General features: G+C 70.1%; 25 protein-coding genes and 2 pseudogenes. 10 read left to right on the top strand and 17 right to left on the bottom strand.

What is annotated here, in order from left to right; genetic code table 11:
• Positions 1–65 precede the first annotated feature (65 nt).
• Complete coding sequence (locus OG241_RS23770; protein WP_405817663.1) at positions 66–1,220, top strand: N-acetylglucosamine kinase; 1,155 nt, start codon at positions 66–68, stop codon at positions 1,218–1,220.
• On the top strand, positions 1,217–3,520 hold the full coding sequence (locus OG241_RS23765) for a glycoside hydrolase family 3 N-terminal domain-containing protein (protein ID WP_405817661.1): 2,304 nt from the start codon (positions 1,217–1,219) through the stop codon (positions 3,518–3,520). The genes OG241_RS23770 and OG241_RS23765 overlap by 4 nt, the downstream gene beginning before the upstream one ends.
• A gap of 9 nt (positions 3,521–3,529) precedes the next feature.
• Here the strand turns inward: OG241_RS23765 and cpt are convergent, their stop codons facing one another.
• Positions 3,530–4,081, bottom strand: a complete 552-nt coding sequence (gene cpt / locus OG241_RS23760) for a chloramphenicol phosphotransferase CPT (protein ID WP_405817659.1) — start codon at positions 4,079–4,081, stop codon at positions 3,530–3,532.
• Positions 4,082–4,141: 60 nt separating this feature from the next.
• Here cpt and OG241_RS23755 point away from each other — a divergent pair, with 60 nt between their 5' ends.
• On the top strand, positions 4,142–4,669 hold the full coding sequence (locus tag OG241_RS23755) for an ATP-binding protein (RefSeq protein ID WP_405817657.1): 528 nt from the start codon (positions 4,142–4,144) through the stop codon (positions 4,667–4,669).
• A 36-nt stretch (positions 4,670–4,705) separates the two neighbouring features.
• Here the strand turns inward: OG241_RS23755 and OG241_RS23750 are convergent, their stop codons facing one another.
• Positions 4,706–5,467, bottom strand: a complete 762-nt coding sequence (locus OG241_RS23750; RefSeq protein WP_405817655.1) for an SDR family oxidoreductase — start codon at positions 5,465–5,467, stop codon at positions 4,706–4,708.
• Positions 5,468–5,663: 196 nt separating this feature from the next.
• Between OG241_RS23750 and OG241_RS23745 the strand changes: the two genes are divergently transcribed.
• Positions 5,664–6,554 (top strand): helix-turn-helix transcriptional regulator, encoded by an 891-nt coding sequence (locus OG241_RS23745; protein WP_405817653.1) that lies wholly within the window; start codon positions 5,664–5,666, stop codon positions 6,552–6,554.
• Here OG241_RS23745 and OG241_RS23740 read toward each other — a convergent pair.
• From OG241_RS23740 to OG241_RS23730, 3 genes are all read right to left on the bottom strand, one after another.
• Entirely contained in the window at positions 6,544–7,422 is an 879-nt protein-coding gene (locus tag OG241_RS23740; protein ID WP_405817650.1) for an RNA polymerase sigma-70 factor, read from the bottom strand. The two genes, OG241_RS23745 and OG241_RS23740, sit on opposite strands and share 11 nt — an antisense overlap.
• Positions 7,419–8,030 carry a carboxymuconolactone decarboxylase family protein gene (locus tag OG241_RS23735; protein WP_405817648.1) on the bottom strand — a complete coding sequence of 204 codons (612 nt, stop codon included), beginning with the start codon at positions 8,028–8,030 and terminating at the stop codon, positions 7,419–7,421. Before OG241_RS23735 ends, OG241_RS23740 begins: the two co-directional genes overlap by 4 nt.
• A 110-nt stretch (positions 8,031–8,140) precedes the next feature.
• A complete protein-coding gene (locus OG241_RS23730) occupies positions 8,141–8,818 on the bottom strand; it encodes a class I SAM-dependent methyltransferase (RefSeq protein ID WP_405817646.1) in 678 nt (225 codons plus the stop codon).
• Positions 8,819–8,931: 113 nt separating this feature from the next.
• Between OG241_RS23730 and OG241_RS23725 the strand changes: the two genes are divergently transcribed.
• Both OG241_RS23725 and OG241_RS23720 read left to right on the top strand, forming a co-directional pair.
• On the top strand, positions 8,932–9,204 hold the full coding sequence (locus tag OG241_RS23725; RefSeq protein WP_405817645.1) for a type II toxin-antitoxin system Phd/YefM family antitoxin: 273 nt from the start codon (positions 8,932–8,934) through the stop codon (positions 9,202–9,204).
• A gap of 109 nt (positions 9,205–9,313) precedes the next feature.
• Positions 9,314–9,913, top strand: coding sequence for a hypothetical protein (locus tag OG241_RS23720; protein ID WP_405817643.1), 600 nt, complete (start codon positions 9,314–9,316; stop codon positions 9,911–9,913).
• Positions 9,914–9,944: 31 nt separating this feature from the next.
• On the opposite strand, the gene OG241_RS23715 is transcribed toward OG241_RS23720, so the two are convergent.
• The 3 genes and pseudogenes from OG241_RS23715 to OG241_RS23705 all read right to left on the bottom strand — a co-directional run.
• Positions 9,945–10,118 carry a hypothetical protein gene (locus tag OG241_RS23715; RefSeq protein WP_405817641.1) on the bottom strand — a complete coding sequence of 58 codons (174 nt, stop codon included), beginning with the start codon at positions 10,116–10,118 and terminating at the stop codon, positions 9,945–9,947.
• 179 nt (positions 10,119–10,297) lie between these two features.
• On the bottom strand, positions 10,298–10,519 hold the full coding sequence (locus tag OG241_RS23710; RefSeq protein WP_405826400.1) for a DUF397 domain-containing protein: 222 nt from the start codon (positions 10,517–10,519) through the stop codon (positions 10,298–10,300).
• 129 nt (positions 10,520–10,648) lie between these two features.
• A pseudogene (locus OG241_RS23705) lies at positions 10,649–10,960 on the bottom strand (DUF5753 domain-containing protein); the annotation flags it as partial.
• 1 nt (position 10,961) lies between these two features.
• On the opposite strand from OG241_RS23705, the pseudogene OG241_RS23700 reads away from it, so the two are divergent.
• Positions 10,962–11,150 (top strand): annotated as a pseudogene (locus OG241_RS23700) (ATP-binding protein); the annotation flags it as partial.
• A 141-nt stretch (positions 11,151–11,291) separates the two neighbouring features.
• On the opposite strand, the gene OG241_RS23695 reads toward OG241_RS23700, so the two are convergent.
• Positions 11,292–12,257, bottom strand: coding sequence for a DUF4232 domain-containing protein (locus OG241_RS23695; RefSeq protein ID WP_405817639.1), 966 nt, complete (start codon positions 12,255–12,257; stop codon positions 11,292–11,294).
• A 316-nt stretch (positions 12,258–12,573) separates the two neighbouring features.
• A complete protein-coding gene (locus tag OG241_RS23690) occupies positions 12,574–12,945 on the bottom strand; it encodes a hypothetical protein (protein WP_405817637.1) in 372 nt (123 codons plus the stop codon).
• Between the two features lie 154 nt (positions 12,946–13,099).
• Between OG241_RS23690 and OG241_RS23685 the strand changes: the two genes are divergently transcribed.
• Positions 13,100–13,801, top strand: coding sequence for a TetR/AcrR family transcriptional regulator C-terminal domain-containing protein (locus tag OG241_RS23685; RefSeq protein ID WP_405817635.1), 702 nt, complete (start codon positions 13,100–13,102; stop codon positions 13,799–13,801).
• 203 nt (positions 13,802–14,004) lie between these two features.
• A complete protein-coding gene (locus tag OG241_RS23680; protein WP_405817633.1) occupies positions 14,005–14,994 on the top strand; it encodes an NAD(P)-dependent alcohol dehydrogenase in 990 nt (329 codons plus the stop codon).
• 35 nt (positions 14,995–15,029) lie between these two features.
• Here the strand turns inward: OG241_RS23680 and OG241_RS23675 are convergent, their stop codons facing one another.
• The 6 genes from OG241_RS23675 to OG241_RS23650 all read right to left on the bottom strand — a co-directional run bounded on the left by OG241_RS23675 (position 15,030) and on the right by OG241_RS23650 (position 24,492).
• Positions 15,030–15,875, bottom strand: a complete 846-nt coding sequence (locus tag OG241_RS23675) for a carbohydrate ABC transporter permease (RefSeq protein ID WP_405826398.1) — start codon at positions 15,873–15,875, stop codon at positions 15,030–15,032.
• Positions 15,876–15,904: 29 nt separating this feature from the next.
• Positions 15,905–16,942, bottom strand: a complete 1,038-nt coding sequence (locus tag OG241_RS23670) for a carbohydrate ABC transporter permease (protein WP_405817631.1) — start codon at positions 16,940–16,942, stop codon at positions 15,905–15,907.
• A 2-nt stretch (positions 16,943–16,944) separates the two neighbouring features.
• On the bottom strand, positions 16,945–18,318 hold the full coding sequence (locus OG241_RS23665) for an extracellular solute-binding protein (RefSeq protein WP_405817629.1): 1,374 nt from the start codon (positions 18,316–18,318) through the stop codon (positions 16,945–16,947).
• Between the two features lie 141 nt (positions 18,319–18,459).
• Positions 18,460–19,155 carry a peptidyl-prolyl cis-trans isomerase gene (locus OG241_RS23660; protein WP_405817627.1) on the bottom strand — a complete coding sequence of 232 codons (696 nt, stop codon included), beginning with the start codon at positions 19,153–19,155 and terminating at the stop codon, positions 18,460–18,462.
• A complete protein-coding gene (locus OG241_RS23655; RefSeq protein ID WP_405817625.1) occupies positions 19,152–23,435 on the bottom strand; it encodes an NEW3 domain-containing protein in 4,284 nt (1,427 codons plus the stop codon). Before OG241_RS23655 ends, OG241_RS23660 begins: the two co-directional genes overlap by 4 nt.
• Before the next feature lie 172 nt (positions 23,436–23,607).
• On the bottom strand, positions 23,608–24,492 hold the full coding sequence (locus tag OG241_RS23650) for a MurR/RpiR family transcriptional regulator (protein WP_405826396.1): 885 nt from the start codon (positions 24,490–24,492) through the stop codon (positions 23,608–23,610).
• 259 nt (positions 24,493–24,751) lie between these two features.
• Here OG241_RS23650 and OG241_RS23645 point away from each other — a divergent pair, with 259 nt between their 5' ends.
• Positions 24,752–25,531: a sugar isomerase domain-containing protein gene (locus OG241_RS23645; RefSeq protein WP_405817623.1), complete on the top strand. Its 780-nt coding sequence runs from the start codon at positions 24,752–24,754 to the stop codon at positions 25,529–25,531.
• A gap of 120 nt (positions 25,532–25,651) precedes the next feature.
• Here the strand turns inward: OG241_RS23645 and OG241_RS23640 are convergent, their stop codons facing one another.
• On the bottom strand, positions 25,652–25,963 hold the full coding sequence (locus tag OG241_RS23640) for a hypothetical protein (protein ID WP_405817622.1): 312 nt from the start codon (positions 25,961–25,963) through the stop codon (positions 25,652–25,654).
• Between the last annotated feature and the right edge of the window lie 18 nt (positions 25,964–25,981).

Raw genomic sequence — 25,981 nt, 5'->3', positions numbered from 1 at the left:
GTGACTGCGCCGGGCCGCGAGTCGGGTCTTGTCCTCGGCGAATGTATGAACCACCATAGTGCGAGATGAGTAATGAATTGAACCAGGATTTGGATCGGGATTCGGATCAGGATTCCGGCCGGGGTGAGCGCGGCGTTCCGGCGGTCGACGCCCTCGTCGTCGGGCTCGACGCCGGTGGCACCCGTACGCGGGCCGTGCTGGCGTCCGCCGCCGACGGGCGCCCGCTCGGCGAGGGCGTCGCCGGGCCGGGCAACGCCCTCACGGTCCCCGTCGCGCAGCTCACCAAGCACCTCGTCGAGGCCCTCGCGGGTGCGGTGCCGGAAGCGGACCGCCCCCGGGTCGTCGCCGTCGTGGGCGGCTTCGCGGGCGCCGCCGGCACCGCCGACGAACCCGGCCGCGTCAACGCCCTCACCGCGCTGACGGGGGCCCTGCGGCGCCTCGGCATCCCCGCGCACGAGGTCCGGATCTGCAGCGACATCGAGGCCGCCTTCGCCGCCGCCCCGGGCTCCGCCGGTCCTCCCGCGGACGGGCTGGCTCTCGTCGCCGGCACGGGCGCCGTCGCGATGCGTATCGCCGACCGCCACTGCGAGAAGACCGTCGGCGGCGACGGCTGGCTCCTCGGCGACGACGGCGGCGGCTTCTGGATCGGCCGGGAGGCGGTCCGGGTCGCCCTGCGCATGGCGGACCGGCGGGGCGGCGACACGGCGCTGGCGGCGCTGGTGGGACGGGAGTTGGGGGTGCCGGGTGCGGTGCTCCCGTATCCCCCGGGCGAGGCATCGGCGTACGAGGACGGGGAATTGGCGTACGAGGGTGAGGGTGGCCTCGGTCTGCCCTGGCCGCGTGCCGCCCGCGAGGCCTATCGGCGGCACGTCCTGCCCGCCGTCATGGCCCAACCGCCGGTCCGGCTGGCCCGGTTGGCCCCGCTGGTCGCCGAGGCGGCTCGGAAGGGGGACGCCCTGGCGCAGGCGATCCTCGAGGAGGCGGCCGGTCATCTCGCCGACTGCGTCAGGGCACTTGCGCCCACGCCGGGCGAGTCGTTGGTCGCGACGGGCGGCCTGCTCGGCCCCGACGGCCCCCTGACCGGCCCCCTGGACCGGCGCCTGAGTGCCCTGGGCCTGGTGGCCCACTGGGTGCCGGACGGCAGCCGGGGCGCGGTGGCCCTGGCCCGGCACGCCCACAACGCCGGACCCGACACCCACCCGGAGAAGAAGAACCAGTGACCGCGTCCCCCTCTCCCCGCTACCGCGACCCCGCCGCCCCCGTCGACGCCCGCGTGGCCGACCTGCTGGCCCGGATGACCCTGCGCGAGAAGGTCGGTCAGCTCAACCAGCGGATGTACGGCTGGGACGCCTACCGCCGCCGCCCGGACGGCGAGTTCGAGCTGACCCAGGCCCTGTACGACGAGACCGACCGCTTCGAAGGTCTCGGCGCCCTGTACGGACTCCTGCGCGCCGACGCCTGGTCCGGCGTCGACCACTCGACGGGCGCCGACGCCGACGCCGGTCCGGTACTCGCCCACCTGGTCCAGCGCCACGTACTCGAACGCAGCCGCCTCGGCATCCCCGCCCTCTTCGTCGAGGAGGTGCCGCACGGCCTCATGGCCCTCGACGGCACGGTCCTCCCCGTCAACCTGGGGGTCGGTGCGACCTGGGACCCGGACCTGTACGAGCGGGCGGCATCCCACGCCGCCGCCGAACTCCGCGCCAGAGGCGGTCACTTGGCACTCGTCTCGGCGCTGGACATCGCCCGCGACCCACGCTGGGGCCGTACGGAGGAGTGCTTCGGGGAGGACCCGTACCTTGCCGCGCGCCTGACGGAGGCGCTGGTGAGAGGCATGCAGGGTGACGTGGCGGAGCAGGGGAGTTTCTCTTCCGACAAGGCCCCGGTGGTCCTGAAGCACTTCGCCGGTCAGGGGGCGACGGTCGGCGGCCGGAACTCGGCCGAGTCGGAGCTGGGCCCCCGCGAACTCCACGAGATCCACCTCCCGGCAGCCAGAGCCGGCGTACGGGCCGGTGCCGCCGCGGTCATGGCCGCGTACAACGAGGTGGACGGCATCCCGTGCTCGGCCAACGGCCCTTTGCTGAACGGCCTGTTGCGCGGGAGCGGGGAGCGGGGCTGGGGCTTCGAAGGCCTGGTCATGGCGGACGGCCTGGCCGTGGACCGCCTCGCCCGCATCACGGGCGACAAGGTCTCCGCGGGGGCTCTCGCCCTCAACTCCGGTATCGACCTGAGCCTTTGGGACGAGGGCTTCACGCACCTGGCGGAGGCGGTCGAACGAGGCCTGGTGAAGGAGTCGGTGCTCGACGCGGCCGTGTCCCGCGTCCTGACCCTGAAATTCCGCCTCCGCCTCTTCGAACACCCCTATGCAGCCCCGGAGTTGCCGTCCGCGGAGGATGGCCGGGCGCTGAGCACAGCCCTGGCCCGCTCCTCCGTCACCCTTCTCCACAACCGGGCGGGCGCCCTGCCCGTCGACCCGGCGACGGTCTCCCGCATCGCCGTCATCGGCCCGCACTCCGCCACCACGGCCCACCAACTCGGCGACTACACCGCACCCCAGCGCCCCGGCACGGGTACCAGCGTCCTGGCCGCCCTCCGCCACCTGGCCCTCCCGGGAACGGAGGTACGGCACGCCCACGGCTGCGCCCTGACCGGCGACGACCTCTCCGGCATCCCCGAGGCGGTCGCGGCGGCGGCGGCCTCCGACCTGGCCGTACTGGTCCTGGGCGGCAGCAGCGCCCGTACACCCGACACCGAGTTCGACGCCAACGGCGCCGCCCGGACGGTCGTCTCGGAGATGACCTGCGGGGAGGGTGTCGACCTGGCCCACCTGCGCCTGGGCCGGGCCCAGCACACCCTGCTGGACGCGGTGACGGCGACGGGCACCCCCACGGTCGTCGTCCTGATCCAGGGCCGCCCGCACGCGGTCCCCGAGGCGGCGGACCGTGCCGCCGCCCTGCTGACGGCCTGGTACCCGGGCCCCTGGGGCGGCGAGGCGATCGCCGAGATCCTCCTCGGTCACGCCTCCCCGACCGGCCGCCTCCCCGTCTCGGTCCCTCGCTCGGCGGCCCAACTCCCCGTCTACTACAACCACAAGGACACGGAGTACGGGTCGTACGCGGACGAGGACGCCGAACCGCTCTACTCCTTCGGCCACGGCCTGACGTACACGATGTTCGAGTACGGCATCCCGAACATCGGGCGGGACGGCGCCAGTTGCGAGATCGACGTCACCAACACCGGGGAACGGGTGGGGTGGTCGGTCGTCCAGCTGTACATCCGCCCGCTGCGTACGACGGTGTGGCCGCGCACCCTGGAGCTGCGCGCCTTCCGGAGCGTCGATCTGGCCCCGGGGGAGCGCCGTACGGTCACGTTCGCCCTCGGAGCGGAACAACTCGCCCAGGTGGACGGGGACTTGGCGCGAAGGGTGCTGCCGGGGAGCGTGGAGATCCGGGTCGCGGAGTCGGCGCGGGCGGCGCTGGACGCCGTACCGATGGTGCTCGACCTCACGGTCACGGGTTGATCGGTGTGGTCAACGCCGGTGCACGTGGGCGGCGATGGCTCGCGCGCACGCCACGGACTCGGTGTGCGACGTGTCGACCTCCAGGTCATAGACCACGCCCTCGTGCACCACGTCCGCCTGCGCGGCGGCCATTCCCGGGACCCGGTCTCCCCGGGCGGCCTCGCGGTCGGCGGCGACCGCGCTGTCACACCGGACGCCGACCCACAGTACGGGCAGGTCAGCAGCTTCACCGAGGGCCTTCCGCCACCGCTGCTGGGACGCCGCTCCGCCGAGGAACACGTCGTCGATGACGACCCGGGCGCCCGCCCGGACCATCGCCACGATGCCTTCCCGCCAGGCCGCCTCCAGCGCCAGGAAGTCCTCCCCGACGCTCACTCCGCCGTCCGCCGCGATCACGATCCCGTCGTCGTCCGCCTCCCGCATCCTCGCGGGCAGGGAGTCGACGAACGAGTCGCACCCGAACGTCAGCCACGGATCCGGCAGTTCGGCTTGCAGACACCGTACGATCCGGGACTTCCCCGAGCTCGAACCACCGTTGAGAATGATCATCTGGATCGCCATCTCGCCACCCTAGGCGAGGGAGCGACCGCGACCGTCCCGCGGAGCGCTAGCGTCGGACCCATGATCGTATGGCTCAACGGCACCCACGGCGCCGGCAAGACGACGACCAGCACGCTCGTGCAGCAACTGATCCCGGATTCACGGGTGTTCGACGCCGAGAAGGTCGGCGAGACACTGATGGACATCACACCGGGGCTGCCCGGGACGGACAACTTCCAGCACTGGCCGCCGTGGCGACCACTCGTCGTCGAAACCGCCCGCCACGTACTCGACTACACCGGCGGCACGCTGGTGATGCCGATGACCGTCCTGGTCGAGGCCTACTGGCGCGAGATCAGCACCGGCCTCGCCCAACACGCCATTCCGGTACGGCACTTCGTCCTCCACGCCGACCAGGACACCCTCCGAGGCCGGATCGCCGGCGACACCGTTCTCGGCCCCGACTCGCCGTTCCGCCTGAAGTACCTGGAGCCCTACGCCGAGGCGGCCCGCACCTGGCTGCACGCCGAGGGCGAGGTCGTCGACACCTCGCACCTCACCCCCGACGAGGTCGCCCTGCGGATCGCGGAGGCCGTGAAGAGCAGCTGACGCGCCTGCCACCACTGTGCGCCTGGTCGAGAAGGGTCAGCCTTGGCGGCCGGGGAGCATGGCCAGGGCCTGGGAGCGCTGTGCGACGAGGTCGGCATAGGTGCCGTCGCGCTCGGCCCAGCGGTGCATGTGGACGCCCTTCACGAGGACTTCGTAAGGGGTGGGGTCCTGCGAGAGCAGGTGCATGACCTCGGTGGCGAAGTCGTCGAGGGGCAGCGCGTGCGGGTTCACCTTTTCCTGACCCGCTGTGGCGATGGCCGGGGGGACGAGCTCGACGACGCCGACACCGGTTCCGTCGAGCTGCGCGCGCAGTGCCTCGGAGTAGGCGTGCACCGCGGCCTTCGAGGCCGCGTAGCTGGGCATGGGCGGGAACGGCAGGAAGGCGATGCCGGAGGTGACGGTGACGAAGGTGCCGGCGCCCCGCCGGACCAGGTGGGGGGTGAAGGCGTCGATGACCCGGATGGTGCCGAGCAGGTTGGTGTCGATCGTCGTCGCTGCCGCCTCGAAGTGTGCGGGGTCGCGCAGGTCCTCCAGGAGCATGACGCCCGACATGGTCACCACGGTGTCCAGTTCGGGGTACCGGGCGAGCGTCGCGTCACGGGCGGCTGCGACGGAGGCGCTGTCGGTGACGTCGACGCTGATCGTGCCGAAGCCTTCTTCGGCGAGTTCCGAGAGAGCCTCCGGGCTGCGGCCGCCGACGGCCACGGTGCTGCCCGCCGCAGCGAACCGACGGGCCAGCTCCCGCCCGATACCCGAGGTTCCGCCGACGACGAGAACGGTGCGGTTGGAGAGATCCACGGGATCTTCCCTTCAGTCGGTCGAGGACGCCGCAGGCATACAGGCCCGCGGCGCGAACGGTGATTGCTCTCTGTGCGTGTGCCAAAGAGACGTCACCGCAGTGTTGGTCGCATTCACCGGGTGCGGCAGTACCCCCGTCTTCCCTGGTCCTGCCAGGGCCCCCTGTCGAACACGTGCACCGCATTACGGTGTCGGTATGAAGGAGAAGGACGAGGAATCCGGCAACCGGCTCGGCAGCTACCTTCGGGCCCGGCGCGAACTGGTCTCCCCGGCGGAGGCAGGACTCCCACCCGGTGGCAACCGCCGGGTGCCCGGCCTGCGCCGTGAGGAAGTCGCCCTGCTCGCCGGAATCAGCCCCGACTACTACCTGCGCCTGGAACGGGGCCGCGACAACAACCCCTCACCGCAGGTTCTCGAATCACTCGCGCGCGTCCTGCGGCTCGACGACATCGAGCGCACGTATCTGCTCGGCCTCACGGCAGCGCGCCCCAGGGCACCGCGCCGCAAGCGGCCCGAGCACGTACCACCGCGGGTGCACGAACTGCTCGCCCACCTGTCGATCCCCGCGTTCGTCGAGGGGCGCGCGTTCGACGTCCTGGCCTCCAACCCCATGGCCGTCGCGCTCTCCCCCCGGCTGCGGACCGGCCTGAACCGGCTGCGTTCCCTCCTCCTCGACCCCGAGGAACAGGCCTTCCACCAGGACTGGCCCAAAGCCACCGCCGATTTCGTCGCCGCGCTGCGCACCACCATCGGGGACGACACCGACAACCCCCGGTTCGTCGAACTCGTCGGCGAACTCGCACTGTCCAGCCAACGGTTCCGCACCCTGTGGGCCCGCCACGACGTCCGCGGCCTCGACGGAGGCACCACCACGGTCCACCACCCCGTTGTCGGCGAACTACGCCTCCACCGGGACAAACTCCCCATCGACGACGTCATCCTCGTCGTCTACTACCCCGACAAGAACAGCGACAGCGACGAGAAACTCCGCCTCCTCGCCGCCCTCGCACACACCGAGTCCGCCGGCCCGGAAGGCAACAAACCGACAGACAACAAACCGACAGACAACAAACTGCCTACCGGGTGAGTTCGGCCGGTTCGTCGAGCCGCGTCAGCTTCCGCGGATTCCGCACGATGTAGATCCGGCTGACCTGCCCGTTCTCCACCACGACGCTCACCGCGGTCGGCTCGCCGTCCATGTCGATGCGGCCCGCGGGGGCGCCGTTGAGCCACACGGTCGTCATGTCGAACGATGCCGGCACCTGGTTCGCGCGCGCGAGCAGCTTCGCCACCGGTTCGGCTCCGTGGACGGGCGCGAGCACGGCGGCCACGACCCCGCCGCCGTCGGCGACCAGGACCACGTCCGGTGCCATGACGTCCAGCAGTTCCTGCAACTGCCCGGTGTGCAACGCGCGCAGGAAGCGTTCCACGACAGCCCGTTGCTCGGACCGGCTCACCCGCATACGCGGCTGCCGGGCGGCCACATGCTCGCGTGCCCGCCGCGCGACCTGCCGTGCCGTCGCCGCGGACTTCCCGATGGCCTCACCGATCTCGCCGTACGGCATCGCGAAGACCTCCCGCAGCACGAACACCGCCCGTTCGGTGGGCCCGAGGGTTTCGAGGACGGTCAGCATGGCGATCGAGACGCTCTCCGCGAGCTCGACGTCCTCGGCGACATCGGGGCTGGTCAGCAGGGGTTCCGGCAGCCACTCACCCACGTACTCCTCGCGACTGCGGGACAGCGTACGCAGACGGTTGAGCGCCTGCCGGGTGACGGTGCGGACGAGGTACGCACGCGACTCACGCACCTGCGACCGGTCGACGTCGGCCCACCGCAGCCAGGACTCCTGCAGCACGTCCTCCGCGTCGGCCGCCGAGCCGAGCATCTCGTAGGCGACCGTGAAGAGGAGGCTGCGGTGGGTGACGAAGGGATCGACGAGCGGGGCCTCGGTCATATCGTCGTCGTCACCATGCCGGACGTCTCGGTGCCGGACTGCCCGGACTCGGACGTCTCGGGGCGCGAGGCCAGTGGTATCCCGCACGCGTCGGAGAAGCCCTGCGAGGTGATGCCGTGCGCCGAGTTGTTGCGCGTCGCCATGTTGGCGAAGGCGATGGACGCGGTGAGCTCGACCATCGCCGCCGGGCCGAGCCGGTCGAGCAGGCCGGCGTACAGCTCGTCGTCGACGGTCGGCGGGGTGTTGGTCATGGCCTCGGCGTACTCGAGTACGTCCCGCTCCAGGGGCGTGAACACCTCCGACTCGCGCCAGCGCGGCACCTGGCTCGCCCTGGTCAGGTCCAGGTTCTGGTGCAGCGCCTGGAAGTAGTTGATGTCGAGGCACCAACTGCAGCCGACCCGGGCGGCGACCGCCATGTGCGCGAACGTCTTGAGTCCGTCGTCGGCCATGTCCCACTCGCTCACCCTGCTCCCGAGGTCCGAGGAGTCCTGGGCGACCTTGGGGTTGTGCGCCGTCACCTCGAAGGGCTCGGGCACGGCACCGAACTGCTTGACTAGGTTCGCGCTGATCTCGCCGTGGAGCTGTGCCTTCGGAATGCGCAGTGTCACGGTGTTCTCCTTGTCAATTCCCTTGGCCTGTCGGCCTGTTGGACATGAAGACACCACGGGGTTCGGGAACGTGACACCGACACCGACGGTGGGACCGATACCGACAACGTCTATGGCGCGAGGGGGTGTTCGGCCTTCCGGGCGAGGATGGTGGCGAACGTCCTCTTCGCCCCTTCGTCGGGTTCCTGCGTCAGCCGCGCGGTGATCAGGAACCTGGCCCGGATCAGCAACTCGGCGATCCGCTCGACCGGGAGCAGGTGGGACTCGTAGGACACGGGGTGCCCGCCGTAGGCCTGCGCAGGACGCAGATGGAGAGGCTCGTCGGTTGCCGCATGGCCGGCCAGCATCAGAAGGCCACCGGGTGCGAGGGTGCGATGGAACTCGGCGTAGAGGGTGGGTAGTTGCTCTGGTGGGGTGTGATGGGTGGAGTAGTAGGCCAGGATGCCGCCGAGTTCGTCGTCCCGGAGCGGGAGGGCGGTCATCGAGCCCACGGTGAATTTCAGGTCCGGGTAGGCAAATCGGGCCAGCTCGATCATCTTCGGGGACAGATCGATGCCGAACACAGGCACCCCGAGGCCTGCCAGATGCGCGGTGACCTTGCCGGGTCCGCATCCCAGGTCCGCGACCGGGCCGAGATCGACGGCCCGCACGGACTCGGCGAACGCGGCCAGCATCGCGCGTGACAACGGGTCCAACTGCGCCGGATCTTCGACAAGTTGGACGTAGTCGGCGGCGACGGTGTCGTACGAGTCGCGGATCGCGGTGAGGTAGGAGGGGGTGCGGGTCACGCGGGGGACTTTAGGGGAGGGGGCTGACAGTCGGACGAGGTCTCCGGGCCGATCTGTTGGGTTCGACGCCTATGGCCCCCTCTAGCCACCGGCCCTGGAGCGACAACTGGCTCATGGATGCAAGCGCTGTGACCTTACGCGAAGCCCGTGCCCACCTCGCCGACTGCATCAACCGTGCCGAGCAGGGCACCCCGACGGTGATCCCCCGCAACGGCGCTCCGGTGGAAGCTCTCCTGACCATCGACGACTTCAACGCGCTGGAAGACGCGGCCGACGAACTGCTCGCCCGCGAGGCCGAAGCAGTTCTGGCCGAGAGCGGCCCCACCGCAACCATGGCCGAACTCCTTGCCGACCTGTTCACGGAGCGTGGTGAGGTCGCGGAGTGACGTACGCGGGGACGTTGTTCTTCCCGACCAGCACACGGCCCGCCAGGGAGGCCGTCGACCTCGGATAACCAGGTTGAAGCAGGTCGGGACGGGCTCGTAGCCTCTTGGCGTGTCCGTACCCCGAAACGCCGACTCCTGGCAGCAGGTGAGCTCCCGCCAGGACTTCGCCGCTTACCTCCGTCTATTGGCGATCGACTGTGAGCACGCCTGCAACGGGCAGGACCTCAACGAACCTGTGGCACATCGATGGACCAACCGAACGATCTCCGACTTCCTCTGGGGCTGGGTCCGGATCCTGGGCGAGCGAATCGACGGCACTGACCTGCTTCAGGAAGAGGCTCCAGGTCGGCCTGGATGGCAAGGCCTGGCCTTCCAACTGGAAAAGGCCCGCACCTCCCCTCCCGGATTCAACTGCGCTCTGGCCGACTCCGGCACTCAGTCGCACGAGGTGGACACTGCGATCGACCTGCGGTGGTACGCGGCCACCCTCGCCACCGACTTCGCCCGCCACGAGCGGGAACGCCAGGAGGCGAACCGCCGCGGTGAGTGGGTCGGTGACGGAGGGAACTGGGCACAGAGCACCTTGCACGACTGGCTCGATGCCTGGGCCGCCTGGACAGACGCCAACTCACCGCACCACACGCGACTGGAACCAGTCACTTGGCGATCAGTCGCCCTGCAACTTGCAGCGGCCCAGATCTACGAGTAGCTACCTCGGCGGACCAGATCAGCCTGAGACGCTATGCGCGCCCATGGGCCGGACCGTCGTTGCGCATGCGGTCCGGACCGATCCGTAGGGCAGCCCGTTCGTGTCCTCGCTCGGCGTCGATCGTCTCCGCCTTGATGGCATCGATGCGTTCGCGCATTTCGGGGGTGATGTCGGCCGTCAGATCGGCCATGGTGCCGAGGTTCATCTGCCCTACCCTGCCTTTTCGCCTGCTGAAGTGCCTCAAGGCAGGGCTGTGTTCTTGCCGTCCGCCTCTTTGGTCGCCGACAACACTCCGCTCCATCCGGCTGCCGCCCTGGTCCCCGAACATCACACAGCCCACCCCCGAATGCCGAAGAGGTGGGCCGTCGCCCTGTGTGCGGCTCGCTACTCAGGATCGCCGAACCGGCCGGCGGCCACGGCGGAAACGAAGCCGGTCAGCTGGTAGCGGGTGAACAGGAGCGCGGGGCCGTGGGGGGTCTTGCTGTCTCGGACGGCGATTGTCAGGTCGTCGACTATGCCGCACTCGACGCACTGCGCCGCACTGTCGGAGAACGAAGACTTCCACCAGGTCACGGGCAGGGTGGAGGCGTCGTCAACTTGCATCATCCGTGGGTCCTTATCGTCGCGATCAGGTCCGCCGATGCCTCGACCGACTCGGCGGCAGAGGTAATACGTTGCCACGCGCCGGTGGGTGGCGACCTTGTCGTGATCCTCGATATAGAGGGCCGACGTCAGTCCTTCCGTGTGTACGACGTCCAGGTCGGCATGGGGGCCGAATCCCAGGATGGTGAAGGTGCCCGTCTGCCCCACGTGTAGGGGAGCGTCGGACCGGAGCACCTGGATATTGACGTTCGGGCGTTTGCCCATCGAGAGCAACCGTCCCAACTGCTCGTGCATCAAGGTGGGGTCCTCGCTGGTCGAGCGCAGGGCGTGCTCGGCGATGATCGCCCACAGCGCCAACGGGTCGTTCTCGCGGGTGAGGATCGCCTGACGGGCGAGCCGGACCTCGACCAGCGCGTCGACTCGCGCCTCGATCGCCTCGGACATCGCCGACGACGGCCGAACCCGCGTCGAGGTGCACGACCCCGTACGGCGCCACCCCCGAGCGCGGCCTCGGTCCGATCGCCGTGTACGGGGGCGCGGCCTGGTCATCCTTGACGTTCTGTGTCCAGGGCGGTGGGGTGTGACCGACATTCCGTTCGGCAAGGCGGTTTGGGCGGAGGTGGCCTCGACATGATCGTGCCGACCACCGTCACCCCACCGCCCCCGCCCCGGCTTCGTCATCGGCGTAGCCGCCGCGACCGGCGTCCACCGCATACCGGCGTACGCCCTCCCCAAGTTGCTGCTTCTCGGCTGAGGGGTCTGAACGACAGAACGCCTACCGCTCCGCCTTCTCCCACGGTCTGACCCCGAGCTTCCCGGTGGTCCCGAGGTCGAGGTTCGGGGTCACCGTCACCGGGTCGGCGCCGGCCTTTGCCCGGACCTGTACGTAGGGGACGTTCACCGGGGTGCCGGATTGGGTGGTGTTGCGCCAGACCAGGCCGGCGGTTGCCGACTCGCCGGGTGCGAGGGTGACGGGACGAGGCGGATTGTCGGGGCCGGCGCCGGTGGTGATCTCGCCGCTGCCGTCGAGGATCTTGACGCCGTCCACCGGCTTGCGGGCGTCGTCCAGGAGTTCCAGCAGCGGGTAGCCGTCGACCGTGTAGTCGCGCGTACCGCAGTTGTCGAGATGCAGGCCCACGACGCGCAGGCCCATGGCCGCGTCGCCCTCGTCGGCGCTGACCCGGATCCCGGACGCGGGACACGTTCCCAGCGCGGCCGGTGCCTCGCTCGCGGGGACTTTGGTCACCTTGAGCACCTTGGCCTGCGTCACCTGCGGCGTGCTGGGCGGCAGCACCCCGACCCGCACCGTGCCCCGCACGGTCTTACCGGGGCCGACGTCGCGCACGGTCGCGGTCTGGTTGTCCATGGCCCCGCCGTCACGGCTCATGAAGGTGAAGACGATCGAGTAGGTCAGGGTCTCGGTGCCCTTGTTGGTGACCTCGTACTCGGCACTGATGCCCGAGTTCGTGGCGAGGCTGTCGGCGGAGACGGAATAACTGCGGGTGGGAGAGGGGGAGTTCGAGGTCGACGGGAGGGTCAGGGAGGTGATCCGTACGCCGTCCGTGCCCGGATCGTCGACCTGTACAGGGGACGGCGATTCGGCCGCGTCGGCGCCGGTGTTCCCGGCGCCCGCGTGCTCCGTCCCGCAGGCCGTGAGCAGCAGAGTGGTTGCGGCGAGAGCCAGCAGGAGGGGGGCGGTCCTGACGAGAGCCGGGCGGCGGAGGGGGGCACGTCTACGCATCCGGCCATCTGATCAGGGCGTGTACCCCGCGCCTGTGACGGAGGCCATAGCTCCGGTCACGGGGGTGTCACAAGTTCGTTGGCGGGCGGGCGGGTTGGGCCTGTCCGGCTCTCCTTGCAGTGCTGACCGTGCGGACCGTGCGGGTCGGTCGCAGGGATCGGTGATCGCTGCGGTGGACGCGTGGGAATGAGGTGCCACGTCAAGGACGTGTGCGGCGCTCAGGCCCGCAACCCGGGACAACTGGATGTCGGCGTTGAGCGCCGCAGGCGCGCAGCCATGTGCAAGCGCCGCGCCGGCCCCGGATGGGGGCTCCGATTCACCGCGCTTTCCTGAACAGAAGCGCGGAGACGATGTTGACCAGGACGATCCCCAGCCACATGGCGAACACGGTGTTCGAGTCCGCGTCCGCACCGGCCGTCAGCCAGATCGAGCCGCCGACCCCGAAGAGCAGGGAGAAGACCGGCACCGCCAGATGCGAGTTGTCGGGCTGCTGCCCCTGCTGCCCCTGCTGCTTCTGCGGGGCCCCGCCGATCCCTTGCTGTGCCAGCCGGTCGTCCACCCGCTGGTCGATCGATTCCGCGGCGCCGGCCACGAAGGACTCCAGTACGGCGCGCTCGTACTCCGGTCCCAGTTCCTTGCGGGCCAGGTACGCCGCGGTGGCTTCGTCGTGGAGATCGGGAGTTACCATGGCTCGCGCTCCAGCCTTTCCGGTTTCCGGCATCAGACAGTCCGATCGTTCCGGTGGTCCCGAACTTGGGCGAAGGGAGAGTGTACGGCGTACACCTAGTGGTGGGAATACGGTAGGTGGACGCTGTACAGCAGTCAAGGGGGTACGAGAGGGGATGGTGGAGATGGCCACGCAGGCCGACGTCGCCGTGCAGCCCCGTGCACCCCTGAGTAAAGGGCGGGTTCTGGGCGCCGCCGTCACCCTGGCCGACGAAGGCGGGGTCGATGCGCTCAGCATGCGCAAGATTGCGCAGGCGCTCGGTGTCGTGCCCATGGCGCTGTACAAGCACGTGGCCAACAAGAACGAGCTGCTGGACGGCATGATCGACGTCCTCGTCGGCGAGATCGATCCGCCGGCCGCCGATGTCGACTGGAAGACCGCCGTCCGCCGACGGGTGCTGTCGGCCCGCCGTATGCTGCTGCGCCATCCGTGGGCGTCGGGGGTCATCGAGTCGCGGATCAAGGGGCGGGCCACCCCCACCCCTGCGGTGATGGAGTATCTGGACTCGATGATCGGGATCTTCCGGGCCGGGGGGTTCTCGATCGACCTGGTCCATCACGCGATGCACGTGATGGGCAGCCGTCTGCTGGGCTTCTCCCAGGAACTGTTCGAGGACAGCTCCGACCGCGAGCCGGATCCGGACGCGATGCCGCCCGAGGAGATGGCCGCGCGCTACCCCCACATCACCGAACTGGCCATGGCGGTCGCCCACGACAACGAGTCCGTCGTCGGCTCGGGCTGCGACGACCAGTCCGAGTTCGAGTTCGCTCTGGACCTGACATTGGACGGCCTTGAGCGGCTCCGGGGTACGAGCTGACCCGCAGGTGAAGGGTCTGGCGGCACCAGTCCGAGGGCTTCGGTCGTCGTAGCCGCTGCCGTCGCCCACCCCTTCTCCCACCCTTTCTCCCGCCCTGTGCGCCTCGAACTCGTGCCGCTTCGTCCCTTGACGGGTGTACGGCGTACACCTACGTTGCCCATTAGGAGGTGTACGCCGTACACCTCGGTGATGGGGGAAAGCCTATGAAGGCGATCGTTCAGGAGCGGTTCGGCCCACCGGACATCCTGCGACTGGCGGACACCGACCGGCCCGAGGTCGGGGCCAACCAGGTGCTGGTGCGGGTGCGCGCCGCCGCGCTCAACCCGTACGACTGGCACATGATGCGCGGCGACCCGTTCATGGCGCGGCTGACGGGAGCCGTGGGACTGACCCGGCCGAAGTCCCGGGTGGCCGGGATCGACGCGGCCGGACAGGTGGAGGCGGTCGGCGCCGATGTGCGCGGGCTCCAGCCCGGCGACGAGGTCCTGGGCTTCTGTCCGGGCTCCTTCGCCGAGTACGCGGTCACCACCGCGGACCTGCTGGTGCCCAAGCCCGCGACCCTGACCTTCGAGCAGGCCGCAGCAGTGCCGATGGCGGCGGTGACCGCCCTGCGCGGCATCCGGACCGTGGGCCAGGTGCAGGCCGGGCAGCGGGTGCTGGTCAACGGGGCGGCCGGCGGTGTGGGCACGTTCGCCGTACAGATCGCTGCGGCCCTGTCCGCGGAGGTCACCGGGGTGTGCGGCGCCCGCAACGTCGAGTTGGTGCGCTCGTTGGGTGCCGCGCACATCGTCGACCACACCCGGGAGGACTTCACCGACGGGCGCGGGCGCTACGACGTGATCCTGGACAACGTGGGCAACCGCCCGCTGAGCCGGCTGTGTCGGGCGCTCACCCCCGCAGGGACCCTGGTGGCCAACGGCGGCGGCTCGCCCGGCCATGTGTTCGGGGCGATGGGCTCCATGCTGCGACTGATCGCGGTCAACGCGTTCGTCCGGCAGCGGCTCCGCGTGATCCTTCCGGCGGCCCCGGCCGGGCCGACGCACGAGGACCTGCTCGCCGTCACCGCGCTCATCGAGGCCGGCAGGCTCACCCCGGTGGTCGACCGGACCTATCCCCTGACCGACGTGGCCGAGGGCGTGCGCCATGTGGAGCGGGGCCACGCCCGCGGCAAGGCCGTGGTCACCGTGCCGTGAGCGCGCTGTACCGGCTCAGCCCCGCAGTCAACCGCTCAGATCTTCACCGCCCCCGAACCCACCCCCCGGTAGAACCACCGCTGCGTGATCACGAACAGCACCAGCACCGGGATCACGGAGATCACCGAACCGGCCATGACCATCCGCTGGTCGTAGCCGAACGACGACGACTGGAGGCGGGAAAGGCCCAGCGTCAGTGTCATGTTGCTCTCGGAGCGCAGCACGATCAGCGGCCACAGGAAGTCGTCCCAGGCGCTGATGAACGTGTTGATGACGACCACCATGATCGCGCCCCAAGCGGACGGCAGATACAGGTACTTGAAGCGCTGCCACTCGTTCGCGCCGTCCAGCATCGCCGAGTCCTCGATCTCGCGCGGGACCGCGAGGAACGCGCCGCGCATCAGCATGACGTTGATGGCGCCGACGAAACCGGGGAGCCACACACCGGCCAGGCTGTCGACCAGGCCCAGGTCGCGGATGCTGATGAACAGCGAGACCATGATCGACTCGAAGGGGAACATCATCGAGGCGATCAGCACCACCCAGACCGCCTTGCGGCCCTTCCAGGCGGGCTTGGAGAGCATGTAGCCGGCCGTCGTGGAGAAGACCAGCTGGCTGGTGATCGACAGGGCGACCACGATCAGGCTGTTCTTGATGTACGACCACACCGGCACCTGGTCGAAGACCGTCCGGTACGCGCGCAGCGTCGGGTGGTGCGGCAGCAGGGTGGCGTCCGCGCCGAAGACGTCCTCGCTCGTGCTCTTCAGGGAGGCCAGCAGCTGCCACAGCAGTGGGCCCACGGTGAGGCCGAGGACCAGGGTCAACAGCAGGTAGCGGATGAGGAGTTCGCGCGGGCGGCCGTAGTCGCGCCAGCGCGGCATCAGGCGGCGGCGCCTTTCGAGAACCGTGCTCACGACTCGTCCTCCTTGGTCAGACGCTGCGCCAGCAGGGTCAGCCCCAGCGTCAGCGCGAACAGGGCCACGCTGACGGCCGAGCCGTATCCCGCGTTGCCGGTGATCGGGTCCAGGCCGACGTCCCGGATGTAGAACGGCAGGGTGCGGTCGGCGCCGCCGGGGCCGCCGGTGGAGCTGCCGAGCATGTAGATCTCGGTGAAGACCCTGAGTGAGCCGATGCCGGTCAGGGTGCCTACGAGCATCATGGCCGTCCGTACACCGGGGACCGTGATGTTCCAGAAGCGGCGCACGGCACCCGCGCCGTCCATCTGCGCGGCCTCGTGCAGTTCCTTGGGGACGTTCCCGAGGGCGGCCAGATAGAAGACCATGTACCAGCCGAGGCCCTTCCACAGGGTCAGGCCCATCGCGGAGAGCAGGATCAGCCACGAGTCGGAGAGGAAGGGGATCGCCGACCTGATCAGGTGGGCTTTCTCCAGCCAGGTGTTGACCAGGCCGTCGTCTGCGAGCAGCCACTGCCAGCTCAGGCCCACGACCACGCTGGACGCCAGCACCGGTGTGTAGAAGGCGGAGCGGAAGAAGCCGATGCCCGGCAGGTTCTTCTCCACCAGGACGGCCAGCATCAGCGGCAGCAGCACCATCAGCGGCACGACGATCACCGCGTACAGGATGCTGTTGCGGGTCGCGAGCCAGAAGTCGTCGTCCTGGATCATCCGCGTGTAGTTGTCGAGTCCGACGAAACCCGCGGCGCCGCCCAGCGGCTTGGCGTTGGTGAACGACAGCAGGACCGTGTTGAGGAACGGGAACACCCCGAAGACCACCGCGCACACGATCGCGGGTGCGGTCCACAACCACGGCAGCCACCAACGGCGGTACATGGCCGCCCCGTTGGCCCCGGGAGCCGGACCGGGCAGCGTGGCCCTGGCGAGTCGGCGGAGGCGGGACGAGACCGCGGACGTGGCGGCGGCCGGGGCCGAGGCCGGCGTGGAGGTCTTGGCCTCCACGCCGGACACCGGGTTCGTGATCTGTGCCGTCACTGTCAACTGCCCTGCTTCAGCAGCTCGTTCGCCTTCTCCTGGGCGTCCTTCACCGCGTCCGCCGCGCTCTTCTTGCCCTGCATGGCCAGCTGCACCTGGGACACGATGGTGTTCTGCACGGCCGGGGAGAGGTTGGTCTGGTTGGTGGAGGCCGTCTTCAGCTGGTCGGCGACGAGCTTGCGGGCCTGCGAGAACGGGTCGGTGCCGGTGACGTTCTGGAAGAACGGGTCGCTCAGCGACTCGGTGGTGGTCGGGAAGATCACCACGGCCGGGTCCTTGCACCAGGCGGTCTGGTTCTCGGCGTTGGTGAGGAACTCCGCGAACGACAGTGCCACCGGGGCGTGCTTGCTGGTCGCGGCGACCGAGATGTACTGCGGGGCGCCTGCGGAGGCGACGCCGAGGGCGTCGTAGGGCTGCTGGCCGACGGCCGTCTTGGCGTAGACCGACGGGCTGTTCTGCTTGACGAACCGCACGAAGCTCGGGTTCGTCGAGCCGTAGGCCACCTTGCCCTGGCTGTAGAGCGTGGACGGGTCGTTGCTGGAGGACAGCGAGTCCTTCGGCATCGCGCCCTCCTTGTACAGCTTCGCCATCCACGCCACCCACTCGGTGGTGCGCGGGTCGTCGCCGAAGACGGCGGACTTGCCGTCGGAGGAGAGGATCTTGATGCCCATCTGGTCGAAGTCGGAGGGGATGCGCCAGATCGGGTTGGCCATCGTCGCGAAGTACTTGCCGTCGGAGGCCTTGGCGACCTTCTCGTAGTCGGCGAAGAGACCGAAGAGACTGGTCGGCGGCTTGGCCGGGTCGATGCCGGACTTCTTCAGCAGGTCCTTGTTGTACGTCAGGAGGACGCCGCCGGTGTACCAGGGCAGCGTGGTGTGGATCGACTTGCCCGAGGCGTCCGCGAAGGTGGCGGTCTTCCAGAACGACGGGACGAAGGGCTTGGCGGCGTCCGGGTCCTTGGTGCCGAGGTCGAGCAGGTAGCCGGCCTTGGTGAGGGCGGTCGCCGTCGGCGCGTTGACGTTGATGACGTCGGCCATCGTGCAGGCCTGGGCGTCGGCGACGGTCCGGCTGGTGAAGGTGTTGTCGCCGGGGTCGTCGATCCACTTGACCTTGGTGCCGGGGTGGGCCTTCTCGAAGTCGGCGATCACGCCGTTGAAGAAGTCGCCGAAGTCTTTCTTCAGGTTGGTGGTCTGGAAGGTGATGTTGCCCTTGACGTCCCCGGTCAGCTTCCCGGAGCCCACGTTGCCCTTGTCGACCTTGCAGCCACCGGCGGTGGCGCCGCTGTCGTCGGAGCCTCCGGAGAGGCCGCAGCCGGCGGCCGTCAATGTCAGTACGACGAGACAGGACAGGGATCCGGTCAGTCTTCTTGCGCGCATTGCTGCTGCCCTCCTGGATGGGCTGGATGCTGGTTCAATTCACCAACTTCAACGCCGATTGATGAAAATGTGGACCAGAATTCATCGGAGGTCAATGGGGTGCCGTGTTGCTTTTGTGTTCCGGAACGGGTGCGCGCCGCTTCAGTGGCGGTGTTCGTGGTCCGGGTGGGACGGGTCCCCGGGGTGCTCGTGCCCCGGCGCGTACACCACGTCCGCCCGCGCCTCGTCGAGCCACGAGAAGAAGGCGCGCCGGCCCGCCGCCTGTCTCAACTCGCCCTCGATGCCTGCCTTTACGTGCTCGTACGGGAGGAAGTCCGCGTCCGTCGCGGTGCCGAACGGGTCGACGCCGGAGCGTAGGGCGTCCGCCGTCAGGAAGCGGTCCCTGTTGTGCTCGTAGTACTCCCGTGTCGCCCTCTCGGGGATCTCCTGGTCGGCTTCCAGTTGGGTGAGGAGGGTTCGGGCGGCGGGGGAGGAGGCCAGGACTACGGCGACGATGCTGCCGAGGCCTGCGACGTCTGCCTGCGGCACGGCGGTCAGTGGACGTGCTGCGGGGGGTTCCGGGGGCTTCAGGCCTCGTTCCTCGCATGCGCGGCGTGCGAGTACGTCCGCCACGACGATCTGAGTCGCCCAGCGGCGGCGTTGTCGCTCCGCGCTGCGCTCCGCGAGAGGGGTGGTGTTTTGGCTGCGGGTCCGTGGGGGCTGGTCGCGCAGTTCCCCGCGCCCCTGGTACGGCGCGTCCCGTACCGGTACGGCCGCCAGGACCGCCTCCACATGCTCCCGTGGCACGGGTTCGCCGTGTACGACGGCGCAGGCGTCCTCGGGCAGGTGTTCGTTCATGGGGTCACCTCCAGAACCACGGCCTCCGTGTACGCCACGCACCCGTGCCAGCCGGTCTTCGCCATCAGCCAGTACGAACCCGGCGCCAGCGCGGCCCCGTCGACCTCGATCCCGTACTCCACCGACTCCCCGGCCGGTACGGCGAACCCCTGGAAACCGGGCCCGACCCCCGCCCACGTCTCCCACGAGGACACGGCCCACAAGCTGCCGTTGATCTCCCCGAGGGTGGTGTTGCGCAGGCTCACCGGGACTCGTACGCGCTCTCCGCGACGCACGACGACCCGGTCGACCCCCAGCTCTGTCACCAGAGTTGGGCCGGTATGGCCGCCCGGCACGTCCAGGGCCACGGCATCCTCGTACACCTGACCGCCGTAGGGCAGGCGGGCGGTGAGCCAGTGGCGGCCGGGGGGCGCGTCCTTCAGCGGGGTGACGGTGACCTCGGTGAGGGTGAAACCGGCGGGGCCCAGGGCGTACGGCAGCTCGGGCGGTTCGGCGGACCAGCCCGGTGGGACGCCGAGGGCCAGCGTGCCGGAGACGGGGGAGTCCGTCAGCTCGGAGCTGACCCGGACCGTCACCGTGACCGGCCCGGAGGCGGTGAGGGTGGTGGGGGAGAGGTAGACGGCGACGGGCAGGTTTCCGCGCGGGGCGGGGCCGGAGTTGTGCAGCCAGTACCGGGTGGGGACGGGCTGCGCGGGCTCGTACGCGTCGACCCCCACCCCCTCAACAGTCGGCGCGGCAGCGGGAGTTGCCAGGACGGTGGCGACCTCGAAGCCGGTCAGGTGGGCCGAGAGGACGCCGTCCGCGTCCGGGGGCAGCGGCTCCCCCGGCTTCTCCAGGACGTCGGTACGGACGCCGTCCGTCCAGGCCACCGGCCCGCGCACCCGTACCGGCGTCGAGCGGCCGTTGACCTCGTGCATCCGTACGACGACACCGCGCCCCGGGTCGACGGGCGCCACGCTCCCCCGGGCGAGCGGCGAACCGGCGGGCTTGAGGGCGTCGAGGAGCACCTCACCGGCCGGTTCGAGGCTCAACAGGGTTGCCGTACGAGGGAGGTTGCCGTCGCCCGGCGACTGCTGCCGCACGCGCGCCCGCAGTGGGCGGTTGTACGCGTGCCCCGCCTGTGGCAGCCCCAGCTCGCGCCAGTCGCCCGTGCCGCCGAGGACGGCGTACTCGAAGGTGTGGGACCAGCGTTGGAGCTGGAACGCCGAACCGTCGGGGGCCGTGCGGCGCGGTGGGTCGACCCAGATGCCGGACGGCCAGCCGGTGCAGGAGCGCATCAGGGACATGTAGAGGTCGCCGGAGGGTGTGACCACGCAGCCGGGCGTGCCCCGGTTGAGGACGGCGAAGCCGGTGCCGTCCCAGGTGTCGCCCGGCGGCAGCGCCTCTCCGCCACCGGCGGCGGTGGCGTGGACGACCGCGTCGGCCAGGTCGGCGATGAGCGCGTCCACCGCCTTGGCGTCGTCCTGCGGGCCGTTGCCCGCGACCACGAGCAGCGGCAGCCGCTCCAGATCGCGCAGGTCGGCCCCGGGCACCCACTCCTCGCGCAGCCCGGCACGCGGCGCGACCCATACGGCTGCCACGCCCGACTCGGCGAGCTGGCGCCGGAGTTCACGGCCGGCGGCGGGGTCCATGCCGAGGGCCTCGGCGACGATGGAGTTGCGCTCGGGGGCGCCGACGGCGATCCGGATGTCGGGCAGGTTGGAGTCGACCTCGAGGTCGCCGTAGCGCTGCCCGCCCGCGATCGTCGAAGTGGCCGTGACGCCCACCCGTACCAGGGCGGCGGCGAGTTCGGCACCGAGCTCGCCGGCCTCCTGCCATGACGGGTACACCAACTCGGCGACGCCGATGGCCCGTTCGCCGAGGAGTGCGCCGGAGTCGTCGTGCACGGCCACCCGGGCCGTCGTCCCCAGCGCGAACCAGTTGTTGGCCGGGTTGTCGAGCGTCCACGGGAACTGCTCACTGTCCACCTCGACGAACCCGAACCCGCGCCCGATGACCGCGTCGGCCACCTCGTGCACGGGCAGTCCGCCCTGGACGCCTGCGGGCCAGCGCACCCGGATGAGCCGGTCGCTGCCGTCGTAGCCGTCGATGACGGTCGACACGTCCAGCCGGTCGATGCCCTTCCAGAGGGTCAACTGCTGCGTGTAGGTGAAGAGTTCACCGAGGGTGGCGGTGACGGTGATCCGCGATCCGGCGGCCGAGTGCTCGACCCGTACGTCCGTGTCGTCGGCGCCGATGTCACGGCTGCGGGCGGCCGTCGTCCCGGTCGGGGTGAGATGCCAGGGCCCCTCGCCGAAGCGCGGATGCCTCGGATACTCCTCCTGTACGACCAGCTCGTTGCCGATGTCACCGGCGCGCAGCAACTCCCGCCCACCGTCGGCGAGTTGGCGCAGGCTGCTGACGCCGCCGCCGCGCGCGGGGTCGACCGTCACCTCGTAGAACTCGCTGCGGATCGTCAGTCCGTTGGTCAGGCCGTCGTCGGGGGTCCAGCCGGGGACGGACCCGTCCCCGAGCGGCAGGGCCTTCAGGCCCAGCCCGGGTACGTCGGGGACCACGACCCGCAGTTCGCCGTTCCCCTCCCGTACGGCGGGCAGCGGCAGCCCGGTCGTCTCGTCGAGGGGGACGAGGCCGTCGGGGAGGGCGGTGGTGAGGACGTCCCGGCGTTGCCACGTCGCGGAGTTGAGGACGACGAGGTCGGGGCCGCCGCCGGGCAGCGGGGTCACCTGGTCGGCGAGAGCCTGGGTGGCGTCGGCGTGCACGGACTCGGCGAGGTCGTACAGCTCGCGCCAGCCGGTCATCAGGTCGATGTACACCTGGTCGGACTCGGAGCCGGTGACCGCGTCGTGGTGGGCGCCGTAGATCAGCTGCCGCCAGGCCTTGTCGAGCGCGGCGTCGGGATAGGCGTGCCCGGTGGTGAGGGAGGCGAGCGTCGCCCAGGCCTCGGCGTCGGAGAGGACTGTCTCGCCGTACCGCTGGGCCTGCTTGGTGTCGATGTACGAGACGTCCTTGCCGGTGTAGATCGGGTTCATGTCCCGTGTCTGCGGCGAGGCTCTGCGCCCCTCGGCGTCGAGTTCGGCGCGTACGGCGGTGAAGAAGTCGCGGGGGATCGCGGAGACGAAGCGCGGCCAGACGTACCGCTCGTTCCAGTCGCGGTGGATGGCCATGACCCAGCGGCAGGGCGGCGCGTAGTCGCCCCCGACGGGGAGGAGGACGTTGCGGGTGAGCGCGACCTTCTTCAGCCCGGTGAAGAGCTTGAGAGCGGCGGCTTCCGCCTCGGGGAGCGTGGGCGCGTTGTCGATGGCCCAGCCGGCGCCGTAGTGATTGACCATGTACGCGGTCAGTAGCCCGCGTCCGGAGGGGGCGATCCAGTCGAACTCGGCCTGGAACTGCATGCGTTGGGGGTCCCGGGGCTCCTCCCCGAAGACGGAGAGAGTGGGCCCCCACTGGTGGAACGGGCCGCGTGCCCAGGAGCTGGAGGAGAGGCCCGCGTCGGCCATCAGCCCCGGGAACTGGGGGTCGTGGCCGAAGGCGTCGAGCTGCCAGGCGGTGTGCGGGTCGGCGCCGAGGATCCCGCGCTGGAAGCCGTCGCCGTAGAGGGCGTTGCGGACGGTCGCCTCGGCGCCGGTGAGGTTGGTGTTGGGCTCGTTGTACGTCCCGCCCATGATCTCGACGCGCCCGGTGCGCAGCAACTGCCGCAGAAAGGCGCGCTCTTCGGGGAAGGAGTCCCAGTACGGCTTCAGGTAGTCGACCTCGGCGAGCACGAAGGTGTACGCCGGGTCGCGCCGCGCGAGATCGATGTGCGCCCGCACGAGGCTCATCCCGGACTGGCCGCGCGAGTCGAAGGTCCGCGCGGGCAGCCCGGAGGTGGCCGGATCGTCGGCGACGTCCCAGGTCTCGGTGTAGGCGGCCTGGGTGTTCCACCAGACGGGGTCGTAGTGGAAGTGGCTGACCATGAACATGGTCCAGCCGGGCTCGGCGACGAGCAGGCAGCCGGTGAGCGAGGCCTGCAGCGCGGGGTCCGCCGTGTCCTCGGCGGTGACGGTGAGGTGGGTGCGCTCGCCCGGGGGCAGGTCGCAGTCCACGGGTATCTCGGCGCGGAGGGTGCCGTCGTCGCCGACGGTCGCGAGCGTCTCCCCGTCGGCGCGGACGCCGGGGCCCTCGGCGGTCAGCCGGACCGTACGGCCGGCGGTGGCCTGGCCGATCTCGGCGATCACCACCTGACGCGGGTGCTCGGCGCTGCCGACGAACAGCTCGGTCGACTCGACTGAGGTGACGCGCATGGGTCTCCTACGAGGCCTACGGGAAACAGGGGCGGGGCAGCCGGGGAACGGCGCGGCCTATCGTGGCACCGTTCGGATGGTTCAAACAACCATCTTCAAGTTTCCTTGGTGGTTCATCCATGCAAAAGCCGCCTCGGGGTCCATGACCCCGAGGCGGCTTTCGCAGGCCGATTCAGCGCGTGCGGCGGGACCTCACCGCGTGCTCCCTGGCGATGTGGTCGGTGAGGGCGAGGGAGGCGCTGGCGCGCTGGTAGGAGAGCTGGGCGACCCGGACGTACAGGCAGTCGATGAGGACGAGTACGGAGTGGCGGGCGCCGATGCTCTCGGTGCGGAAGCTGGTCTCCGAGGAGGAGGAGATGAGCCGTACGTCGGCCGCGCGGGCCAGCGGGGACTTGGGATCGGCGGTGATGGCCACGGTGGTGGCGCCGCGCTGCTTGGCCAGTTCGAAGGGCTCGATGGTCTCGCGGGTGGAGCCGGAGTGCGAGATGCCGATGGCGACGTCGGCGGGGGTGAGGAGGGCGGCGGAGGTGAGGGCGGCGTGCACCTCGGTCCAGCCGCGCACCGCGCAGCCGATCCGGAAGAGCCGCGTCTCGGTCTCCTGGGCGACGGCTCCGCTGCCGCCGACGCCGTACACGTCGATACGGCGGGCGCGGGCGGCGGCCTGCCCCGCACGCTCGATCGAGTCGAGGTCGATACGGTCGATGGTCTGCTGGATCGCCCGCAGATCGGCGCTGCCGACGACCTGCACGACCCGCTCCAGGCTGTCGTCGGGCGAGATGTCGGGCCCGATCTCGGCGCTGCCCCAGTCGGAGACCTCGCCGCGACCGCGTTCCTGGGCCAGCTCGATGAGCAGATGCTGGTAGGAGTCGAGGCCGATGGCACGGCAGAACCGGGTGACCGTGGCCTGCGAGGTGCCGGTGCGGCGGCCCAGCTCGGCGGCCGAGCAGTGGGTGACGGCGGCGGGGTCCTCGAGGATCAGCTCGCCCACCTTCCGCAGGGAGCCGGCGAGACGCGGCAGCTCCGTACGGATGAGGGTGGTGACGTCGGTCGGGGGCATCCCGTTGCCGGATCCGGTCCGTTCCATGGGGTTACCCGATCTCCTCGGCGCTGTACTGCTGTGCGGCTGGCTGTACTTGATGGTAAGGGGCGAATGTATCAGCCACCGTGTCTGGGACGGACTGAATCCCAGGACCAGGAACGGCCCCTCCGCTCGTCGTCCTGCTCGTGGCCCGTTGCTCACAGCCAGTACTCTGTGATTTATTGATTCACCGATAGAGGTAGAGTGGGTGGTTCAATCCACCGGTGGGGAGAGTCGAGTGTCAGTCGAGTCGGTCAGTGCGGTCAGTGCCCAGGGTTTCGCGCGCGAGAGCCGGGCCGTTCTCGACCGCATCACCGGGTCGGAGGCGGTCCAGGAGTCGGTGACCCGCGCCGCCGGGCTGATCGCGGACTGCATCCGCGCGGACGGCGTGATCCAGGCCTTCGGTACGGGACACTCCCAGGCCCTGGTCCTGGAACTGGCCGGCCGGGCCGGCGGCCTCGTCCCGACCAACCGCCTGAGCATGGCCGACCTCGTCCTCTACGGCGGCGACGCCCCCAGCGCCCTCGACGACCCGCTGCTGGAACGCAAGCCGGGCATCGCCGAGCGGCTCTACGAACTCGCCGAGCCGCAACCCGCCGACCTGTTCGTGATCATCTCCAACTCGGGCGTCAACAACGTCATCGTCGAGATGGCCCTCCACGCCAAGGAACGCGGCCACCGGATCCTCGCGATCACCTCCCTCACCCACACCCGCACGGTCCCGGCGGCCCACACCAGCGGCAGGAAGCTGGCCGACATCGCGGACGTGGTGCTGGACAACGAGGCCCCCACGGGCGACGCGCTGCTGGAGCTGCCGGGCGGGGGCGCGGTGTGCGCGCTGTCCACGCTGACCGGCGTGATGCTGGTGCAGATGGCGGTCGCGGAGACGGCGGCGGTACTGATCGAGGCGGGGGAGCGTCCGCCGGTGTACGTGTCGGCGAACGTGCCGGGGGGCTTCGAGGGGAACCTGGGGCTGGAGCGGCACTACGGGGAGCGCATTCGGCGTCCGGCGAGCTGAGTGGACGTACGCAGGACGGAGCGGACGTACGGAGGACAGAGCGGACGTACGGAAGACGGAGAGGCAACGACGGCCCGCCGGGAGAACCGGCGGGCCGTCGTCACCTCGACCTACGGAAACCTACTGACGTGCCTTCTTCCTGACGGCCCTCAGGACCAGCCAGGCCAGCAGCACCTGGACGATCCCCGCGACGGCGTACACGGACGGTGCGTACGAGTCCGGGCCCGGGCTGTAGTCGTCGAATCCGAAGGCGACCGCGAGCAGCAGGAACACGATGGTCGTCAGGAAGCCCGACGGGAACGTGATGACCGACACGGCCACGGCCGCCGCGTCGACACCTCTCTCCACGCTCAGATAGTCGAGCCCGAACACCACCACCAGGTACACCAGGGCGATGAGCAGCCCGGCCCTGCGGGACAGCGCGAATTTCATGGTTCCTTCTTCTGGGAC

Source organism: Streptomyces sp. NBC_01390 (assembly GCF_045040105.1).
Classification (GTDB): Bacteria; Actinomycetota; Actinomycetes; order Streptomycetales; family Streptomycetaceae; genus Streptomyces.
Note: the sequence above shows the minus strand (reverse complement) of the source record. Positions and strands in the feature narration are given on the sequence as shown.

Bases quoted from the DNA above. Each gene is read 5' to 3' on its own strand.
- OG241_RS23725 (WP_405817645.1), top strand. From the start codon at position 8,932: ATGGATGCAAGCGCTGTGACCTTACGCGAAGCCCGTGCCCACCTCGCC.
- OG241_RS23745 (WP_405817653.1), top strand. From the start codon at position 5,664: ATGAAGGAGAAGGACGAGGAATCCGGCAACCGGCTCGGCAGCTACCTT.
- cpt (WP_405817659.1), bottom strand. From the start codon at position 4,081: ATGGCGATCCAGATGATCATTCTCAACGGTGGTTCGAGCTCGGGGAAG.
- OG241_RS23695 (WP_405817639.1), bottom strand. From the start codon at position 12,257: ATGCGTAGACGTGCCCCCCTCCGCCGCCCGGCTCTCGTCAGGACCGCC.
- OG241_RS23690 (WP_405817637.1), bottom strand. From the start codon at position 12,945: ATGGTAACTCCCGATCTCCACGACGAAGCCACCGCGGCGTACCTGGCC.
- OG241_RS23675 (WP_405826398.1), bottom strand. From the start codon at position 15,875: ATGCCGCGCTGGCGCGACTACGGCCGCCCGCGCGAACTCCTCATCCGC.
- OG241_RS23755 (WP_405817657.1), top strand. From the start codon at position 4,142: ATGATCGTATGGCTCAACGGCACCCACGGCGCCGGCAAGACGACGACC.
- OG241_RS23770 (WP_405817663.1), top strand. From the start codon at position 66: ATGAGTAATGAATTGAACCAGGATTTGGATCGGGATTCGGATCAGGAT.
- OG241_RS23715 (WP_405817641.1), bottom strand. From the start codon at position 10,118: ATGAACCTCGGCACCATGGCCGATCTGACGGCCGACATCACCCCCGAA.
- OG241_RS23650 (WP_405826396.1), bottom strand. From the start codon at position 24,492: ATGCCCCCGACCGACGTCACCACCCTCATCCGTACGGAGCTGCCGCGT.
- OG241_RS23680 (WP_405817633.1), top strand. From the start codon at position 14,005: ATGAAGGCGATCGTTCAGGAGCGGTTCGGCCCACCGGACATCCTGCGA.
- OG241_RS23655 (WP_405817625.1), bottom strand. From the start codon at position 23,435: ATGCGCGTCACCTCAGTCGAGTCGACCGAGCTGTTCGTCGGCAGCGCC.
- OG241_RS23710 (WP_405826400.1), bottom strand. From the start codon at position 10,519: ATGATGCAAGTTGACGACGCCTCCACCCTGCCCGTGACCTGGTGGAAG.
- OG241_RS23665 (WP_405817629.1), bottom strand. From the start codon at position 18,318: ATGCGCGCAAGAAGACTGACCGGATCCCTGTCCTGTCTCGTCGTACTG.
- OG241_RS23685 (WP_405817635.1), top strand. From the start codon at position 13,100: ATGGTGGAGATGGCCACGCAGGCCGACGTCGCCGTGCAGCCCCGTGCA.
- OG241_RS23640 (WP_405817622.1), bottom strand. From the start codon at position 25,963: ATGAAATTCGCGCTGTCCCGCAGGGCCGGGCTGCTCATCGCCCTGGTG.
- OG241_RS23740 (WP_405817650.1), bottom strand. From the start codon at position 7,422: ATGACCGAGGCCCCGCTCGTCGATCCCTTCGTCACCCACCGCAGCCTC.
- OG241_RS23660 (WP_405817627.1), bottom strand. From the start codon at position 19,155: ATGAACGAACACCTGCCCGAGGACGCCTGCGCCGTCGTACACGGCGAA.